General features: G+C 63.0%; 21 protein-coding genes. 15 read left to right on the plus strand and 6 right to left on the minus strand.

Annotation, left to right across the window (positions count from 1 at the left end):
• Positions 1 to 21 precede the first annotated feature (21 nt).
• Positions 22 to 516 carry a flavin reductase gene (locus EN859_RS01995; protein WP_127852156.1) on the minus strand — a complete coding sequence of 165 codons (495 nt, stop codon included), beginning with the start codon at positions 514 to 516 and terminating at the stop codon, positions 22 to 24.
• 188 nt (positions 517 to 704) lie between these two features.
• Here EN859_RS01995 and EN859_RS02000 point away from each other — a divergent pair, with 188 nt between their 5' ends.
• Together EN859_RS02000 and EN859_RS02005 are read left to right on the plus strand one after the other, a co-directional pair.
• Complete coding sequence (locus EN859_RS02000) at positions 705 to 1,778, plus strand: branched-chain amino acid ABC transporter substrate-binding protein (RefSeq protein ID WP_127852157.1); 1,074 nt, start codon at positions 705 to 707, stop codon at positions 1,776 to 1,778.
• Positions 1,778 to 2,779, plus strand: coding sequence for a P1 family peptidase (locus tag EN859_RS02005; protein ID WP_127852158.1), 1,002 nt, complete (start codon positions 1,778 to 1,780; stop codon positions 2,777 to 2,779). Before EN859_RS02000 ends, EN859_RS02005 begins: the two co-directional genes overlap by 1 nt.
• A gap of 11 nt (positions 2,780 to 2,790) precedes the next feature.
• Here the strand turns inward: EN859_RS02005 and EN859_RS02010 are convergent, their stop codons facing one another.
• The gene (locus EN859_RS02010) at positions 2,791 to 3,045 is read right to left on the minus strand and encodes a DUF2171 domain-containing protein (RefSeq protein ID WP_127852159.1); all 255 of its coding nucleotides are present in this window, start codon (positions 3,043 to 3,045) and stop codon (positions 2,791 to 2,793) included.
• A 141-nt stretch (positions 3,046 to 3,186) separates the two neighbouring features.
• Between EN859_RS02010 and EN859_RS02015 the strand changes: the two genes are divergently transcribed.
• From EN859_RS02015 to EN859_RS02030, 4 genes are read left to right on the plus strand one after another with little or no spacing between them, the layout of a single operon-like run.
• Entirely contained in the window at positions 3,187 to 3,912 is a 726-nt protein-coding gene (locus EN859_RS02015) for a DUF2259 domain-containing protein (RefSeq protein ID WP_127852160.1), read from the plus strand.
• Positions 3,909 to 4,433 carry a hypothetical protein gene (locus EN859_RS02020; protein ID WP_245525440.1) on the plus strand — a complete coding sequence of 175 codons (525 nt, stop codon included), beginning with the start codon at positions 3,909 to 3,911 and terminating at the stop codon, positions 4,431 to 4,433. The genes EN859_RS02015 and EN859_RS02020 overlap by 4 nt, the downstream gene beginning before the upstream one ends.
• Positions 4,434 to 4,492: 59 nt before the next feature.
• Complete coding sequence (gene purB, locus EN859_RS02025) at positions 4,493 to 5,803, plus strand: adenylosuccinate lyase (protein WP_127852161.1); 1,311 nt, start codon at positions 4,493 to 4,495, stop codon at positions 5,801 to 5,803.
• Positions 5,800 to 6,372, plus strand: coding sequence for an alpha/beta hydrolase (locus EN859_RS02030; protein WP_127852162.1), 573 nt, complete (start codon positions 5,800 to 5,802; stop codon positions 6,370 to 6,372). The genes purB and EN859_RS02030 overlap by 4 nt, the downstream gene beginning before the upstream one ends.
• Before the next feature lie 6 nt (positions 6,373 to 6,378).
• Here the strand turns inward: EN859_RS02030 and EN859_RS02035 are convergent, their stop codons facing one another.
• Positions 6,379 to 7,191: a VOC family protein gene (locus tag EN859_RS02035; protein ID WP_127852163.1), complete on the minus strand. Its 813-nt coding sequence runs from the start codon at positions 7,189 to 7,191 to the stop codon at positions 6,379 to 6,381.
• Between the two features lie 296 nt (positions 7,192 to 7,487).
• Here EN859_RS02035 and EN859_RS02040 point away from each other — a divergent pair, with 296 nt between their 5' ends.
• Positions 7,488 to 8,036: an alpha/beta hydrolase gene (locus EN859_RS02040; protein ID WP_127852306.1), complete on the plus strand. Its 549-nt coding sequence runs from the start codon at positions 7,488 to 7,490 to the stop codon at positions 8,034 to 8,036.
• A 34-nt stretch (positions 8,037 to 8,070) separates the two neighbouring features.
• Here EN859_RS02040 and EN859_RS02045 read toward each other — a convergent pair whose 3' ends face one another.
• Positions 8,071 to 8,844 (minus strand): HpcH/HpaI aldolase/citrate lyase family protein, encoded by a 774-nt coding sequence (locus tag EN859_RS02045; protein WP_127852164.1) that lies wholly within the window; start codon positions 8,842 to 8,844, stop codon positions 8,071 to 8,073.
• Positions 8,845 to 9,067: 223 nt separating this feature from the next.
• Positions 9,068 to 9,388, minus strand: coding sequence for a DUF1476 domain-containing protein (locus tag EN859_RS02050; protein WP_127852165.1), 321 nt, complete (start codon positions 9,386 to 9,388; stop codon positions 9,068 to 9,070).
• 271 nt (positions 9,389 to 9,659) lie between these two features.
• Between EN859_RS02050 and purC the strand changes: the two genes are divergently transcribed.
• The 6 genes from purC to EN859_RS02080 are packed head-to-tail and all read left to right on the plus strand — an operon-like array spanning position 9,660 to position 12,791.
• Entirely contained in the window at positions 9,660 to 10,454 is a 795-nt protein-coding gene (gene purC / locus EN859_RS02055) for a phosphoribosylaminoimidazolesuccinocarboxamide synthase (protein WP_127852166.1), read from the plus strand.
• A 42-nt stretch (positions 10,455 to 10,496) separates the two neighbouring features.
• Positions 10,497 to 10,739, plus strand: a complete 243-nt coding sequence (purS, locus tag EN859_RS02060; RefSeq protein WP_127852307.1) for a phosphoribosylformylglycinamidine synthase subunit PurS — start codon at positions 10,497 to 10,499, stop codon at positions 10,737 to 10,739.
• A gap of 18 nt (positions 10,740 to 10,757) precedes the next feature.
• Entirely contained in the window at positions 10,758 to 11,012 is a 255-nt protein-coding gene (locus EN859_RS02065) for a hypothetical protein (protein WP_127852167.1), read from the plus strand.
• The gene (gene purQ, locus EN859_RS02070; RefSeq protein WP_127852168.1) at positions 11,009 to 11,677 is read left to right on the plus strand and encodes a phosphoribosylformylglycinamidine synthase subunit PurQ; all 669 of its coding nucleotides are present in this window, start codon (positions 11,009 to 11,011) and stop codon (positions 11,675 to 11,677) included. Before EN859_RS02065 ends, purQ begins: the two co-directional genes overlap by 4 nt.
• Before the next feature lie 57 nt (positions 11,678 to 11,734).
• A complete protein-coding gene (locus EN859_RS02075; protein ID WP_127852169.1) occupies positions 11,735 to 12,145 on the plus strand; it encodes a hypothetical protein in 411 nt (136 codons plus the stop codon).
• 4 nt (positions 12,146 to 12,149) lie between these two features.
• Positions 12,150 to 12,791 carry a Pr6Pr family membrane protein gene (locus EN859_RS02080; protein ID WP_127852170.1) on the plus strand — a complete coding sequence of 214 codons (642 nt, stop codon included), beginning with the start codon at positions 12,150 to 12,152 and terminating at the stop codon, positions 12,789 to 12,791.
• A 21-nt stretch (positions 12,792 to 12,812) separates the two neighbouring features.
• Here EN859_RS02080 and EN859_RS02085 read toward each other — a convergent pair whose 3' ends face one another.
• Positions 12,813 to 13,058, minus strand: a complete 246-nt coding sequence (locus tag EN859_RS02085) for a DUF1127 domain-containing protein (protein WP_127852171.1) — start codon at positions 13,056 to 13,058, stop codon at positions 12,813 to 12,815.
• A gap of 93 nt (positions 13,059 to 13,151) precedes the next feature.
• Here EN859_RS02085 and EN859_RS02090 point away from each other — a divergent pair, with 93 nt between their 5' ends.
• Positions 13,152 to 14,567, plus strand: coding sequence for a PLP-dependent aminotransferase family protein (locus tag EN859_RS02090; protein WP_127852172.1), 1,416 nt, complete (start codon positions 13,152 to 13,154; stop codon positions 14,565 to 14,567).
• Between the two features lie 145 nt (positions 14,568 to 14,712).
• Positions 14,713 to 16,953: a phosphoribosylformylglycinamidine synthase subunit PurL gene (purL, locus tag EN859_RS02095; protein ID WP_127852308.1), complete on the plus strand. Its 2,241-nt coding sequence runs from the start codon at positions 14,713 to 14,715 to the stop codon at positions 16,951 to 16,953.

Below are 16,953 nucleotides of genomic sequence, written 5' to 3' on the forward strand. Positions count from 1 at the left end.
CTCCGCAGCCATTGAGAGCCTCTACAGAGCGTGGTAGCCGCGGTCGTGATAGATCAGCGGCCGCAAATTATCGCCGATACGCAGGCCTGTCACCTTGCCAAAAAGCACACGATGGGTGGCCAGGTCCTTGGTGTCGATCAGTTCGCAGTCGAACACCGCTAGCGCGCCCTTCAATGTTGGCGCGCCGGTCGAGATGACATCCCATTCGGCGAGCGCGAAACGGTCCTCGATCGGCAGGCCGGTGATGCCGGAAAAACCGATCGACAGCGGCTCCTGGTGCGAAGCCAGCGTGTTCAAGGCGAAATTGCCGTTTATCACAAACGGCTCGTTCTTGGGATTTTCGCGGTTGAGGCAAACCAGAATGGTCGGCGGCGTGTCCGATACCGAACAGGCCGCGATCACCGTGGCGCCGCGCTTGCCGGCGAGGCCATCGGTGGTGACCACATGGACGTGGCCGGCAAAATGCGCCATCGCGTCGCGATAGGCCTGCGGCCCTATGTCGTTCTTCTTCAGCACCGGCGATTTCCATGGTTTGGAACTAGACGAACCCAACCGCTATATATGGCGGGATATTGCATGCCACAAGCGAAGTACTTGGCACATATCCCGAAATTCGCGTGTTGCACCAGGGCCGGCCAGCCTTTAGGTCTTGGCGGGAAGAGGCGCCGACAAACACTGCCGGCGCGGAGGAATTCTTCGCTCGAATGGGCCCCAGGATAACGACGATAGCTGCATTGCTCTGGCTGTTTCTTGCCAGCGGTGCAAGCGCCCAGACGCTGCTGGTCGGCGTCGCAGCCCCCTTGTCGGGACCGTCGGCCATTCTGGGCAAGCAGATCGAGGCCGGGGCCAGCCTTGCTGCCGAGGCGAACGGTGCCGAGATCAAGACGGTCGACGACGCCTGCACGGCCGACGGCGGTGCGGCCGCCGCAAGGGAGTTCGCCACGGCGAAAGTCAACGTCGTCGTCGGCTTTCTCTGCACCGAGGCAATCGAGGCGGCATTGCCGATCCTGAAGGACGCCGGCATACCGGTCATCACCGTCGGCGTACGCACTGAAAGCCTGACCGACCAGCGCGCCAAGACCGGCTGGCCGGTCTACCGGTTCGCGCCGCGTGGCGACGACGAGCGCAACGCCGTCGCCACCATCCTGACCAGCCTGTGGCAGAACGAGCTGTTCGCCATCGTCGACGACGGCACGATCTATGGCCGCGAGATCGCCGAGACGCTGCGGGCAGCCGCCGAGCAGGCGGCGCTGAAACCGGTGTTCGTCGACACGTTCCGGCCACAGCTCGACAATCAGATCGGCCTGATCGGACGGCTGAAGAAAGCCGGCGCGACGCACGTCTTTGCCGGCGGCGACGGCAGCGACATCGCGATCATGGGCCGCGACGGCGGCCAGCTCGATGCCGGCATTGTATTTGCCGGCGGCGAAACGCTGCGCGCGCCGCCCGGCGACGTGCCTTATGCCGTGGGCACGCTGATGATCGCGCCGCCGGAATGGGCTGAAGTCGCCGACCCCAAGGTGCTGGGGGCCTTTGCCGCACAAAAGGTCGTGCCGGACGGCTACGCGCTGCCGGCCTATGCGGCGGTCGAGATCGCCAAGGCGGCCGCTGCGGCGTCCGAGACCTCCGGCAAGAGCCTGGCCGACCTGCTCAGCGGGCATGATTTCAGCACGGCGATCGGTCCTGTTCGTTTCGACGAAAAGGGCGATCTCAGTCAAAATCCGTTCCGCGCCTTCCGTTTCGACGGCGCCCGCTTCGTGCCGGCAAAGGACAAGTGATGTTCCGTACAGGTCCGCGCAACCTGGTCACCGATGTCGCCGGCCTGCGTGTCGGCAACGCCGCCGATGCCAGGCTGAAATCCGGTGTGACCACGGTGCTTTGCGACGAACCGGCGGTGGCTGGTGTCCAGGTCCTGGGCGGCGCGCCGGGCACCCGCGAAACCGACCTGCTCGAACCGCACAATGCGATCGAGGCAATCCATGCCGTGGTGCTCTCGGGCGGCTCGGCCTTTGGCCTCGACGCCGCTTCCGGCGTGCAGGCGGCATTGCGTGAAAGAGGCATCGGCGTCGAGGTTGGCGGCTTTCGGGTGCCGATCGTGCCCGCGGCGATCCTGTTCGACCTGCGCAATGGCGGCGACAAGGACTGGGGCCGGTTCCCGCCCTACCGCGACCTCGGCTACAAGGCGGCACAGACTGCCGGCGTCGACTTTCCGCTCGGCACCGTCGGCGCCGGCACCGGCGCGCTGACGTCCGGCCTGAAGGGCGGGCTCGGCTCGGCCTCGACCGTGCTCGACAGCGGCGTCACCATCGGCGCGCTCGCCGCCGTCAATCCGACCGGCTCGGTGACGATTGCCCGAACCCGCCATTTCTGGGCAGCACCCTTCGAGATCGGCGACGAGTTTGGTGGGCTTGGCTATCCGTCGCCAATGCCGGACGATGCAAGAGAAATCCTGCTGAAGTTTCGTGACAGGCACGTCGGCGCCAACACCACCATCGCCGTCATCGCCACCGACGCGATCCTCACCAAGGCCGCGGCCAAACGCCTGGCGATTGCCGCACATGACGGCTTCGTGCGCGCCATCTGGCCGACCCATACGCCGGCTGACGGCGATCTGGTCTTCGCATTGGCGACAGGCAAGAGCGGCATTCAGCTCGCGGCCGACGACGCGATGGACCTCTACGCCGCCGCCGGCGCTACCATGGCGCGCGCCATCAGCCGCGGCGTCTATGCCGCGACGCCCGCCGACGGCGATCTGTTTCCGGTGTGGTCGTCGCGCTAGATGCGCTGAGATCAGGTTGGGTCGGACTTTTCTTCCTCGAAGGTGACCGCGACGTCCGAATTTGCCGACAGCCGTACTTTCTGACCCTCGATTTCGGCAACCAGACTGAGAGGCACGTAGTGGTGATGCCCCTTGTGACGCCCCTGACCGCTGTCGCGTTTAGTTAGTTTGATTCTTTGCCCGTCGACCTTATCGACGGTGCCGATGTGGACGCCGTCGGCGCCGATCACTTCCATATGTTCGCGAATCCTGGCTGCATCGGTCATGGTGGGTCTCCATTGAAGCTGCCGACAATAACAACCGACGGCCGGATTGGATGCATCGCTTTTGCGTTTCAGACGGCACGACGTTTTGACCGCGTCGTGATAGGGGACTGAAACGACTTAGGCCGCCGGAGCGAAAACCCCATGCGAATCCTTTTGCTGCTTGCTGTTTCCCTCCTTACCCAATTTGCAGCCTCCTTCTCCGCCCATGCCGGCGATGTCGCCGAGCTTGAGATCCTCGGCTTCACTGGGGATGGCGGCGTCTTCGCCTTCGAGGAATATGGCGTCCAGGACGGATCAGGTTTTCCCTATGCCAACCGCTACTACATCGACACGACCGACGACACGTTCCTGAAGGGCACGCCGATCAGGGTCCGGCTTGACGACGAGACCGCGACGCTCGACGCGGCGCGCCTTCAGGCCCGGCAGAAGGGCGAAGCCGTCATCAAGCAGGCGGAACTCACTGCCAATCGCGGCATCACCGCCGGCTTCAATCCGGTGACTGAACTTTCGGCCGATCCGTTCCGGATGGTGGTCAACCCGCGCCCGATCTTTTCGCCGGTCGACGATGTGCTTGAGTTCCGGCTCGACCAGATTGGCATGAACGACACCGAACGCTGCCAGAGCCAAGGCGAGATCAATGGCTTTCGCCTGCTGCGAATCGAGGCGAAAGGCGATGGCCAGACAAAGATCCTGCATGAGGACAAATCGATTCCGCAAAGTCGCGGCTGCCCGAACGGCTACCGGATCGGCGCTGTGCAGACGTTTTCTCTGGACAGCCTCAGCGCCTATGCGGTGCTGATCGCAGTGCGCCAATACGGCTTCGAGGGCCCGGATTTCCGCTGGATCGCGGTGACCGGCCGCCTGTGACACCGCTTCCTCAATCCACCGCGCGCAATCGCGCCCGAGATCGTGTCCGCCGCGCCTTGCCGTCACTGGGCGTGGCACTTTCCGGTACGCTGCTTTGGGGTGTCGCGATGGGCGCCAGTGCGCTCCTCAATCTGCTGCTGGACGATTGGGAGACCGCGGCGAAAATCCGCTTCGTCTCCCTGCTCTATGCCGCCGGCGGTGCGCTCGCCTTTCCGGTTGGCTTGTTCCTGGCGCGGATCGTCTCGCTCGGTCGGCACTGGGAACTCGCCCTTGCAGCGGCCTTTGTCTGCCTTCTCGTAGCGACGATTGGCTTCACCGGCGGGCTGTTCGCGCTGCAATACCGTTCCTACTACGCGGGGTGGCATGCGCCGGCACTCACCATCACCTGGGCCTTCGAGTTCGTGTACACCGTGGCGACGGCGTTCTATCAGTTCGTCGTCCTGGGCATCCGACTGTATTTTCCGCTCGGTTTCATCGCGCTCGCTGTCGCCAGTGTCTGGTTTGCGCGGAAGCAGCGTTGAGGATTTTGTCTGCCTCTGTTAGGACGCGGGCGAACGCTCCCACAAATCAGGACTGACCGATGATCCCTCGCTATTCCCGGCCGGAAATGGTTGCCATCTGGTCGCCTGAAACCCGGTTCCGCATCTGGTTCGAGATCGAGGCTTACGCTTGCGACGCGCTGGCCGAACTCGGGGTCATCCCGAAAGAGGCCGCGAAAACCATCTGGGAAAAAGGCGGCGCGGCGAAATTCGACGTCGAGGCGATCGACGAGATCGAGCGGGTCACCAAGCACGACGTCATCGCCTTCCTCACCCATCTTGCCGAATTCGTCGGGCCGGACGCCCGCTTCATCCATCAGGGCATGACGTCATCGGATGTTCTCGACACCTGTTTCGCGGTGCAGCTTAGCCGCGCCAGCGACATCCTTCTTGCCGATATCGACGCGCTGCTCGCAGCGCTCAAGCGCCGTGCCTTCGAGCACAAAGACACGGTCACCATCGGCCGCAGCCACGGCATCCACGCCGAGCCGACGACCTTCGGCGTCAAGCTGGCGCAGGCCTATGCTGAATTCTCGCGCTGCCGCGAGCGGCTGGTGCGCGCGCGTGAAGATATCGCCACCTGCGCCATCTCAGGTGCGGTCGGCACCTTCGCCAATATCGATCCATATGTCGAAGAGCACGTGGCCAAGAAACTCGGGCTGAAGCCGGAGCCGGTGTCGACGCAGGTGATCCCGCGCGACCGCCATGCGATGTTCTTCGCAACGCTCGGCGTCATCGCCTCGTCGATCGAGCGGCTGGCGATCGAAATCCGCCATCTGCAGCGCACCGAGGTGCTGGAAGCGGAAGAGTATTTTTCGCCCGGACAAAAGGGCTCGTCGGCAATGCCGCACAAGCGCAACCCGGTGCTGACCGAAAACCTCACCGGCCTTGCCCGTATGGTGCGCTCCTTCGCGCTGCCGGCGATGGAGAACGTGGCGCTCTGGCACGAGCGCGACATTTCGCACTCGTCGGTCGAGCGCATGATCGGACCGGATGCTACGGTGACGCTCGACTTCGCGCTGTCGCGGCTAACAACCGTCGTCGACAAGCTGCTCGTCTACCCCGACAACATGCTGAAGAACATGAATAAGTTCCGCGGCCTCGTGCATTCGCAGCGCGTGCTGCTGGCGCTGACCCAGGCCGGCGTTTCGCGCGAGGACGCTTACCGGCTGGTGCAGCGCAACGCCATGAAAGTGTGGGAGCAAGGCGCTGATTTTCTTGACGAACTTCTCGCCGACAAGGAAGTCACGGCGGCGCTGCCCGAAGCCGAGATCCGCGAGAAATTCGACCTTGGCTACCACACCAAGCATGTCGACACGATCTTCAAGCGCGTGTTCGGGAAAGCCTCATGATTTCCGCGGCCGGCGATTTTGACTTTCTCGCCCTGCCGGGCCGCGGCAATTCCAGGCCCGATCACTGGATATCGCACTGGTGCCAGGCGTTTCCCAATTCCAGCCGTGTGCTGCAGGCCGAATGGGACCGGCCAAACCCCGAGGACTGGATTGGCCGGATGGACGCCGCGATCGCCGCTGCACCGCGCCGCGTCGTGTTGCTTGCGCATTCGCTGGCGGTAGCGACGACAGTGAAATGGGCGGCCAGCGTCAGCGAAAGCCAACTCAAGAAAGTCGCGGCGGCGTTGCTGGTTGCCCCGAGCAATGTCGAGGATACCGATCCGTCCTTCGACACAGTGCGTCCTTTCGCGCCGATACCGCTGAAGCGCTTGCCCTTCCCGACACTGGTCGTGGCCAGCCGCACCGACCCGCGCGTAAACTTCGACCAGGCGACAGCTTTCGCCGCTGCCTGGGGTGCCGACCTTGCCGATGCCGGCGACCTCGGCCACATGGGAAACGAGGCCCACCTCGGCCTTTGGCCGGCGGGCCTGCTGATGCTTGGCCGGCTGCTGGAAAAGGCCCGCCTCTAAGAGAGCTTAAGCCTTACCGGGAACGGTCCTGATCACCGTGCCCCAAGGATCCTCGCGGGTCGTGGCGTTCGCCACATTGTCCGAGCGCATCTCGACCCAGGCCAGGCCGGAGCGGGCGGGATCGCGACGGCCGGCGCCGGAACTCTGCCAGGCATTGGCGCCGATATGGTGGTGATAGCCGCCGGACGACAGGAACACCGCCGCGCCACCATATTTCGCCACCGTGTCGAAACCAAACTCCTGGTGCCACCAGGCCTCGGCATCTTCCGGCCGGCCGACGCGCAGATGGACGTGACCAACAATGCTGTTTTCAGGCGCGCCCTGCCAGCCGGCATCGCCGGCCGGCACCTCGGCGACGACAGCGGGAATGTTCAGCCGTTCGGTCGCCATCGCTATCTTCTCGCCATTCCACTTCCAGTCCTGCGGCCGGCGGTCGGCATAGATCTCGATGCCGTTGCCTTCGGGGTCGGTCAGGTAAAGCGCCTCGCTGACCAGATGGTCGGACGCGCCCTCGATGGCGATCTTGTTGGCGATGGCATGGTTGATCCAGCGGCCAAGGTCGGCCCGACTCGGCAGCAGGAAGGCGGTATGGAAAAGGCCCGCGCTGTGCGGATCGTCGGGCTTTGCCGCCGCGTCCGCCTCGATGTCCAGCAAGGGGCGATTGGCGGCGCCCAGCGTGATCGTGCCGCCGGCGCGGCTCAGTTCCTGCAGGCCGACGACCTTGCGATAATACGCGGCGAGATTTTCGGCATCGCGCGCCCGCAACCCGACGCGGGCAACGCTGACCGGCGTCGTGGCGGCAAAAGGCAGTTCACTCATCTGGTGCTCCGTTCGGGCGGCGTTCGACGAGTTTCCCAAAGCCAGGAGCCCGGCGCCACAATCATTGTACCCCGTGCCCGTCCCGGAATCCCGGTCGTCCACGGCTGGTTCTTTCCTGACGACAGATCGTCGATCCCGATCGTTCACACAAGATGGCAAGAAGCGAACATGGTGTTCACTATTACGATTGCTGATGCCGTCCAGAGCCGGTTTGCGCATGAACCTGTCCAAAACCGCTCCCCTTTTTGCGATCATGCGCGGTTGCACGAAACGGCGGCGCTCGCTAAATGCGCGCGATGAAAGTTAGGGACGCAGATATTCTCATCGTGCCGGGCTACACCAATTCTGGCCCGGACCATTGGCAGAGCCGCTGGCAATCGAAATTGTCGACCGCGCGCCGCGTCGAGCAGGCGGAATGGTCAAAGCCGGTGCGCGAGGACTGGACGGCGAGCGTGGCGAAAGCGGTCAACGAGGCCGAGCGGCCGGTCGTCATCGTCGCGCATTCACTCGGCGTCGCAACGACGGTCCAGGCGCTGCCGCGATTCCAGCGGCCGGTCGCCGGCGCCTTCTTCGTGGCGCCGCCCGATGTCGCCAATCCCGAGATCAGGCCGAGGCACCTGATGACCTTCGGCCCCTATCCGCGCGAGCCGCTGGCCTTTCCCTCGGTGGTGATCGCCAGCCGCAACGACCCGTTCTGCGCGTTCGACGTTGCCGAAGACATTGCTGCGGCCTGGGGTTCGCTGTTCATCGATGCCGGCGATGCCGGTCATCTCAATGCCCATTCAGGCTTCGGCCCGTGGCCCGAAGGCTCGATGACCTTCGCCAAGTTCCTGACCGATCTCTAGCCTCTTTTGAGGAGTCCGCTCTCGTCCGCGGTCCTCAGGATCCGATCGAATCCCTCATGCTCTTCAGCAGGGTTTTTGCGCCAAGCGAAATCAGCGTGTGATCCGAACCCAAGGCCAGCAGCCGATAGCCCATCGACACGACGCGGCCGGCAATGGCCGGCTCTACGACATAGATCGCGGCATGCTTGCCGGCCTTGCGTGTCCGCTCGGCGATCGAGGCCACGGTCTCCATCATGCTTTCCAGCGTCGAATTGACGGCGGTGCCGTTCGACCAGGCAATCGAGAAATCCGATGGCCCGACGAAGATGCCGTCGACGCCCGGTGTATCGAGGATGCCGTCGAGCGAGTCGAGCGCGGCGCGCGTCTCGACCATGGCGAAGGCCATCGTGCGCTGGTTGCTGTCGCGCAGCCACTCGGCAAAATCGCCCTTGCCGTGGCGCGGAAAGGCATAGGTCGGGCCCCAGGAGCGCTCGCCGAGCGGCGGGTATTTCATCGCCGCTGCAAAAAGTTTTGCGTCCGCCACCGAATTCACCATCGGCGCGATCACCGCCTCGGCACCGAAATCAAGCGCGCGGCTGGCCATGTCGAATCGGCCGACGGGAATGCGTACCAGCGCCGGCTTGTTGGCGGCCAGCACCGGCGCGAGGCCGCGCAGCACGCTGTCTTCGTGATGGCCGCCATGCTGCATGTCGAGCGTGACGGCATCGAAAGCCTGTCTGGCGATGATTTCCACCGTCAAGGCATCCGGCACGCCGGACCATGCTGTGAACAGCGTTTCATCCGCCGCCAGGCGTGACTTCAGGGACATTGGCACTTTCCTTGTTGGCTATCGCATCGCCCAAAAATCGGAATCGATTTTCGGAAAGCACAATGCGAAGACTCAAATTGTTAGAGCGTACTCTGTGCGTCCTGGAGGCCACACGTCGCTCCAATGCAATTTCAGCTGGAAACAGCTGCAAAGGCAAAGAAAAACCGCCCGGATGTGCCGGGCGGTCGATTGGTCCAGAAGGTCGATCTAATCCTGCGGAAAGTCAGGTGTTCTTGATCTGCTCGATCGCCTGCGCCATCAGTTCATCCATGGTGCGGCGGATCTGGTGGTCCGACTGGGCAACGCCGGCTTCATCGAAATCCTTGCGTATCTTGCGGAAAACGTCGTGATCGCCAGCTTCTTCGATGTCGGAGACGACCACCTGCTTGGCATAGGCTTCGGCATCGGCGCCGGCCTTGCCCAGTTTTTCAGCCGCCCATAGGCCGAGCGCCCGATTGCGACGCGCCGCTGCCTTGAAGCGGAGTTCCTCGTCGAAGACGAATTTGCGCTCGAAGCCCTCTTCGCGGTCTTTCATGCTGGCCATGGCGTCCCTCCGGTCAATCCGATTCGCTGGTGGTGAATATGTGTTGGCGAAGCACAAACCAAAAGGTCGCCGGCCGGTCAATACGCTACATCACTGCTGCGCTGCGGCATTTCATTCCCGAAAGCGGTTGATTGAAAGGATTTGCCGATTGAGCAAACAGTGTGATTGGGATAGACAGCGGCATTGAACCCTACCGTCACCGGCTTATTTTAGGTAGACGGGCAGGAAATGGTTGCTTGCCGCCTGCCCGGAAATCCAGAGAAAAAATCAGATGAAAAATCGCCGCCGCATTTATGAAGGCAAGGCCAAGATCCTGTATGAGGGGCCTGAGCCGGGAACGCTGATCCAGTTCTTCAAGGACGATGCGACCGCGTTCAACAAGAAGAAGCACGAGGTCGTCGACGGCAAGGGCGTGCTCAACAACCGCATCTCCGAGCACATCTTCAACCATCTCAACCGCATGGGCATACCGACCCACTTCATCCGCCGGCTCAACATGCGCGAGCAGCTGATCAAGGAAGTTGAGATCATCCCGCTCGAGGTGGTCGTGCGCAATGTCGCGGCCGGCTCGCTGGCCAAGCGGCTCGGTATCGAGGAAGGCACCGTGCTGCCGCGCTCGATCATCGAATTCTATTACAAGGCTGACGCGCTCGACGATCCGATGGTGTCGGAAGAGCACATCACCGCTTTCGGCTGGGCGAGCCCGCAGGAGATCGACGACGTCATGGCGCTCGCCATCCGCGTCAACGACTTCCTCTCCGGCCTGTTCATGGGCGTCGGCATCCAGCTCGTCGACTTCAAGATCGAGTGCGGCCGCCTGTTCGAGGGTGACATGATGCGCATCGTCGTCGCCGACGAGATATCGCCCGACTCCTGCCGGCTGTGGGACGTGGCGACGCAGGACAAGCTCGACAAGGACCGCTTCCGCCGCGACATGGGCGGGCTGGTCGAAGCCTATCAGGAAGTTGCCCGCCGCCTCGGCATCATGAACGAGAACGAGCCGCCGCGCCCCACCGGGCCGGTGCTTGTCGCCTCGACCGACGGCGTCAAAGGCAAGCCGCACTGATATTTTTTGCCGCTCGATATTTGGAACAGGAGCATGTCCAGCGTGATCAAGGCCCGTATAACCGTAACCCTCAAGAACGGCGTGCTCGACCCGCAAGGCAAGGCGATCGAACATGCGCTGTCAGGACTGGGTTTCGGCGGCGTCGGACAGGTGCGGCAGGGCAAGGTCTTCGACGTCGAGCTTGCCGAGAGCGACAAGGCCAAGGCAGAGGCTGATCTCAAAGCCATGTGTGACAAGCTTCTGGCGAATACGGTGATTGAGAACTATAGTGTGGCGATTACCTGAGGTTGTGCCGTAGGGTATATGACTGAAGCCACGAGTGAAACGATGTATGAGCTGCTAAAGCGTGTGCATCACGAAGTTGCTGAACTTCACCAAGATGTTTCCGAAGTGAAGCGGGAGTTGAATGTAGTTCGGGGTCACATGGTCGCAACGCAAGGCGACGTCCACAACATCTACTGCATTCTTGGCCGTCAGGACGACCGCCTTGAACGTATCGAACGCCGCCTAGACCTGCGCGAACTAGCCGAAGCCCAGAGGCCTTACGAACCGAAATGAAATCAGCCGTCGTTCTTCTCCCTGGCCTCAACCGTGACCGCGACATGATCGCGGCGCTGACCAAGATTTCCGGGACGCCGCCGGTCACCGTCTGGCAGACCGACACCGAAATCCCGGACGTCGACCTGATCACCATTCCCGGCGGCTTTTCCTTCGGCGATTATCTGCGCTGCGGCGCCATTGCCGCGCGCATGCCTGTCATGCGGGCGGTTGCCGAGAAGGCGGCCAAGGGCGTCATGGTCATCGGTGTCTGCAACGGTTTCCAGATCCTGGTCGAGGCCGGCCTGCTGCCGGGGGCGCTTATGCGCAACACCTCGCTGAAATTCGTCTGCCGTCAGGTGAAGCTGCAGATCGCCAACGCCAACACGATGTTCACCCGCCGCTATCAGCCGGGCCAGATCATCCGCTCGCCGGTGGCGCATCACGACGGCAACTACTTTGCCGACACAGAGACGCTTGCCCGTCTCGAAGGCGAAGGCCAAGTGGTGTTCCGCTATGCCGAAGGCACCAATCCCAACGGCTCGATCAACGACATTGCCGGCATCATCAATAGCCAGGGCAATGTGCTCGGCCTGATGCCGCACCCCGAGAACCTGATCGAAGCGGCGCATGGCGGCAGCGACGGCCGGGCATTGTTCGAAAGCGCCCTCGGCATCGCCGCTTGATATTTTTCACCCTTTGAAGATCTTCCTTTCCGAACTCGAGATGGGCGCCGCCTGACCATGAGACTGACGATCGTCCGCCTTGCCCTGATCGCCACCGCCGGTTTTGCCCTCGCCTCCTGCCAATCGGGCCCGAAGAGCGCGCCTGCTCCTGCCGGCAAAAGTGCTGCGCTGCTTGCCATGGAACAAGTGGCGATCGCCGCTCACAAATGCTGGATCGCCAGCAAGGATCCCGCCTTCAAGTCCTATCAGATGGCCAACGAACTGAATTCGTTCAGCGGCACGCCGCGCTTCCTGCTGGTTCCGGCCAAGCACTATGGCGGAAAGCCGTTGCTGGTGGTGCAGGCGCAAGGCAATTCGAGCCGCATCGACGTGTTCGGTCCGCTGATGGCCGAACCGCTCGGCGCACGCATCGGGTCGGACATTGCCCGCTGGCAGACGGGCAATCCAGCCTGCGGCGCTGCCGCATAGCCCAATGGGCCGCTTTCTGCAGGTCGCCGGTCTGGTCATAGGTCTGGCCGGGCTTGTCTTGCAATTCTGCATCACCATCCCGGCGTCGATGGCAGCCGGCCGCAGTTTTTTCGGCTCCATCGTCTTCTATTTCAGCTTCTTCACCATCCTGACCAACATCGGAGCGGTGCTGGTGCATGCCTCGCTGCTGTCACCCAGCGGCTATGCGTGGTTCCCGGCCTTTGCCGGGCCGCGGATGCGAGCGGGCGTCGGGGTTGCGATAACCATGGTCTTCATCATCTATGCGACGGTTCTGGCGCAGCTTTGGCAGCCGCAAGGGCTGTTCCTGCTCTGTGACGTTCTCTTGCACTATGTAACGCCGGCGCTGTTCGTGCTGTGGTGGCTTGTGGCAGGCGCCGACGGTTCGACGCGATGGCGCGACATTTCCTGGTGGATGGTCTATCCGATCGCCTACCTGGTCTATGCGCTGGCGCGGGCGCCGATATCAGGCGACGTACCCTACTCGTTCCTCGATGTCGCCAGGAACGGCGTGGCCAGCGTCGCCATCGCTGCGCTGACCACTACGGGGCTTTTTCTTGTGCTGTGCATTGTTGCCGTCCTTGTCGATCGCGGTGTCACGCGCATCAGGGCGCCGGGCGTCCGTTAGAACAGGTTTCCGGCGCGGCGCTCAATCCCAGAACGGCCTGAGACCTTCGCGGTGAGCGTCGCAGCGAGAGATGCCGATATCTCTGAGCTGATCGTCCGTCATCTCCAGCAATACCAGCCGGCTCCGCCGGCGATTGACCATAGTGTCGATCCACATGAAAAGCGATCTGACGACGCGGACGAGACGATTGACATAGGTCCTCCGACCTGATGGCCGCGCAGTCCGCAATTCGGCTTCTGCATAGTGAATTGTGTCGATTGTATCCATTGTCTTTCCGCCAAATCTGCGATTGTACCCTTTTTCACCACCCGGCTCATATGTATTGACTCACATTCCGGCGCAATATAGAAAATTGTCACCATGACAAATTGGCTTCCAGATCTCACCACAGGCACCGGCCCGCTCTATCAGCGGCTGGCGGACTCCATTGAAACGGACATCGACCGGGGCGTGATCGATGCAGGGACAAAACTGCCGCCGCAACGGGATCTGGCATACGATATCGGCACGACCGTCGGCACGGTCGGCAGGGCCTACCAATTGTTGCGCGAGCGTGGGCTGGTGAGCGGCGAGGTCGGGCGCGGAACCTATGTTCTGGCCCAAAATTCGGATGATGCGAAGCCGGATTTCCTGGAGCCCGCCGAGCAAGGCACGCGCTACCACTTCGATGCGCCTCGCGACAAACTGCGCCTCGACAGCACCGCCGCGCCCGACATTGGCCAGGGCGCCATTGTCGCCGATGTGCTTTCGCGCACAACGCAGGACCATCCTCACGAGATTTCAAGCTACACGCGCGATTTCCCCGACCGCTGGTTCGAGGCCGGCAGAAGCTGGCTGTCGCGCAACTCCTTTCGCCCGGCCCCGGATACCATCGTCCCGACGCTCGGCACCCATGCCGCGGTGATGGCAGCAATTGCAGGGCTCACCACTCCCGGCGACTATGTTGTCTTCGAGCACCTCACCTATTCGCAGATTTCCCGCAGCGCCGGCCTGATCGGGCGCCGGACCGCACTGGTAGCGGCGGACGAGGAAGGCATCGATCCGGACGATTTCGAGCGCGTATGTGCGCAAAAACATCCGAAGATAATGTTCCTGATGCCGACGGCCAAGAACCCGACGCTGGTGACGCTGTCGGCAACGCGCCGCGAGGCCGTCGCGCGCGTCGCCCGTCAATACAATGTCGTCCTGATTGAGGACGATCTCTATGGCGGGATGACAGACGACCCGACACCGTTGCTCGCCGAATATGCGCCGGAACGGACGATCGTTGCCGGCGGCCTGTCGAAATCGGTCGCGGCGGGTGTTCGTAGCGGTTGGCTAGCCTGCCCGCCGGCCTATCGCCACCGCATCAGGATCGCCCACAAGATGATGACAGGCGGCCTCGCCTTCCTGCTGGCAGAGGTGGGCAGCCGGCTGGTGCTGTCCGGCCAGGCCAGCGAGATGCGCAAACGCAGCATTGCCGAAATCAGCGCGCGCATAGCGATCGTTCGCGCGACACTCGACGGCTTCGCCTTCAAGGCGTTGGATAACGTGCCCTTCGTCTGGCTCACTTTGCCCGATCCATGGCTTTCCGGCACCTTCAAGAAAGCCTGCCTCGAGCATGGCGTGCTGATCGACGACGAGGACGAGTTCAAGGCAGGGCGCTCCGAACAGGTTTTCCATGGCGTCCGCTTTGGCGTGTCACAGCCGGGACGGCGAGAGGACTTGGCGCATGGCCTCGCGGTGATCAGGCGGCTTCTCGACGAAGGCCGTGCCGGCTACGACAGTTTCTCCTGAGCCCGATCCCGACCGTTTGAAGGTCTTTTTGGGCGGCGTATCGCCCCGCTGTGGCTTTCCATTGTTTTTCATCCATCGATGGGTGTATCGGCTGCAAAGCTTGCGATAAGACGGGACTCGATCCCAAGGATACAAATTGCCGCTCATGACCATTTCCAATTCCGTGCCGATCACTCCCGAACTGATTGCCGCGCACGGGCTGAAGCCCGACGAATATCAGCGCATCCTCGACCTGGTCGGGCGCGAGCCGAGCTTTACCGAGCTTGGTATCTTCTCGGCGATGTGGAACGAGCATTGTTCGTACAAATCCTCGAAGAAGTGGCTGCGCACGCTGCCGACCACCGGACCGCAGGTCATCCAGGGCCCGGGCGAGAATGCCGGCGTCGTCGACATCGGCGACGGTGACTGCGTCGTCTTCAAGATGGAGAGCCATAACCACCCCTCCTACATCGAGCCCTATCAGGGGGCCGCGACCGGTGTCGGCGGCATCCTGCGCGATGTCTTCACCATGGGGGCGCGGCCGATCGCGGCGATGAACGCTCTGCGCTTCGGTGCGCCCGACCACCCCAAGACCAGGCATCTCGTTGCCGGCGTCGTCTCCGGCGTCGGCGGCTACGGCAATTCCTTCGGCGTGCCGACGGTCGGCGGCGAGGTCAATTTCGACGCCCGCTACAACGGCAACATCCTGGTCAATGCCTTTGCGGCTGGGCTCGCCAGGACCGATGCGATCTTCCTGTCCGAAGCCAAGGGCGTCGGCCTGCCGGTCGTCTATCTCGGCGCCAAGACCGGCCGCGACGGCGTCGGCGGCGCCACCATGGCCTCGGCCGAATTCGACGACAAGATCGACGAGAAGCGGCCGACGGTCCAGGTCGGCGACCCCTTCACCGAAAAATGCCTGCTCGAAGCCTGCCTCGAACTGATGGCCTCCGGCGCCGTCATCGCCATCCAGGACATGGGTGCCGCCGGCCTCACCTGCTCGGCCGTCGAGATGGGCGCCAAGGGCGACCTCGGCATCGAGCTCGATCTCGACAAGGTGCCGGTGCGCGAAGAGCGCATGAGCGCCTACGAGATGATGCTGTCGGAGAGCCAGGAGCGCATGCTTATGGTGCTGCGCCCCGAAAAGGAAAAGCAGGCCGAGGCTATCTTCCACAAATGGGGCCTCGACTTCGCCATCGTCGGCAAGACCACCGACGATCTGCGTTTTCGCGTCCTGCATCAGGGCGACGAGGTCGCCAACCTGCCGATCAAGGACCTTGGCGACCAGGCGCCGGAATATGACCGCCCCTGGGTCGAGCCGAAGAAACCGGCGCCGCTGGCAGCCAGCGATGCACCACAAGCGGATGTTGCTGAGGCCTTGTTGAGACTGCTTGGCGGACCGGACCTGTGCTCGCGCCGCTGGGTGTGGGAGCAGTACGACACGCTGATCCAGGGCAATTCGCTGCAGCTTCCCGGCGGCGATGCCGGCGTCGTGCGTGTCGACGGCCATCCGACCAAGGCGCTGGCTTTCTCCTCCGACGTGACGCCGCGCTATTGCGAGGCCGACCCTTACGAAGGCGGCAAGCAGGCGGTGGCCGAATGCTGGCGCAATCTCACCGCCACCGGCGCCCTGCCGCTCGCCGCCACCGACAACCTCAATTTCGGCAATCCGGAGCGGCCCGAGATCATGGGCCAGCTGGTCGGCGCCGTAAAAGGCATCGGCGAGGCCTGCCGCGCGCTCGGCTTCCCGATCGTCTCCGGCAACGTCTCGCTCTACAATGAAACCAATGGACAAGGCATCTTGCCGACGCCGACCATCGGCGGCGTCGGACTGATTGCCGACTGGTCGAAGATGGTGCGGGTCGGCTTTGCCGCGGAGGGCCAGATGATCGTGCTGGTCGGTGCGCCGCCTATGTGGGGAACGCATCTCGGCCAGTCGGTCTATATGCGCGACATTCATGGCCGCAGCGATGGCCCGCCGCCGCTGGTCGACCTCGACCACGAAAAGCGCGTCGGCGATCACGTGCGCGCCCTGATCGCGTCGGGCGTCGTTACCGCAGCGCACGATGTTTCCGATGGCGGCATCGCCGTGGCGCTGGCCGAGATGGCGATGGCATCCGGCATCGGCGCGATCGTCCCCGGCCTGGTCGGGACCGATCCGATCCCGGTCTGGTTCGGCGAGGATCAGGGACGCTACCTCTTGACGCTGTCGATCGATCCGCAGAGCGACGAATGGGACGCCATTCGCGAACAGCAAAGCAAGCTCGGTATCTTCGCGCCGTGGATCGGCTCGACCGGCGGTAGTGACCTGAAACTCGGCGAGGCACGGGCGATCCCCGTCGGCAAATTGACCGCTGCCCACGAATCCTGGTTTCCTCGCTTCATGGCAAATGAGGTCGTAGACCCGTGA

The sequence above is a fragment of the Mesorhizobium sp. M00.F.Ca.ET.216.01.1.1 genome (assembly GCF_004010325.2).
Lineage (GTDB): Bacteria > Pseudomonadota > Alphaproteobacteria > Rhizobiales > Rhizobiaceae > Mesorhizobium.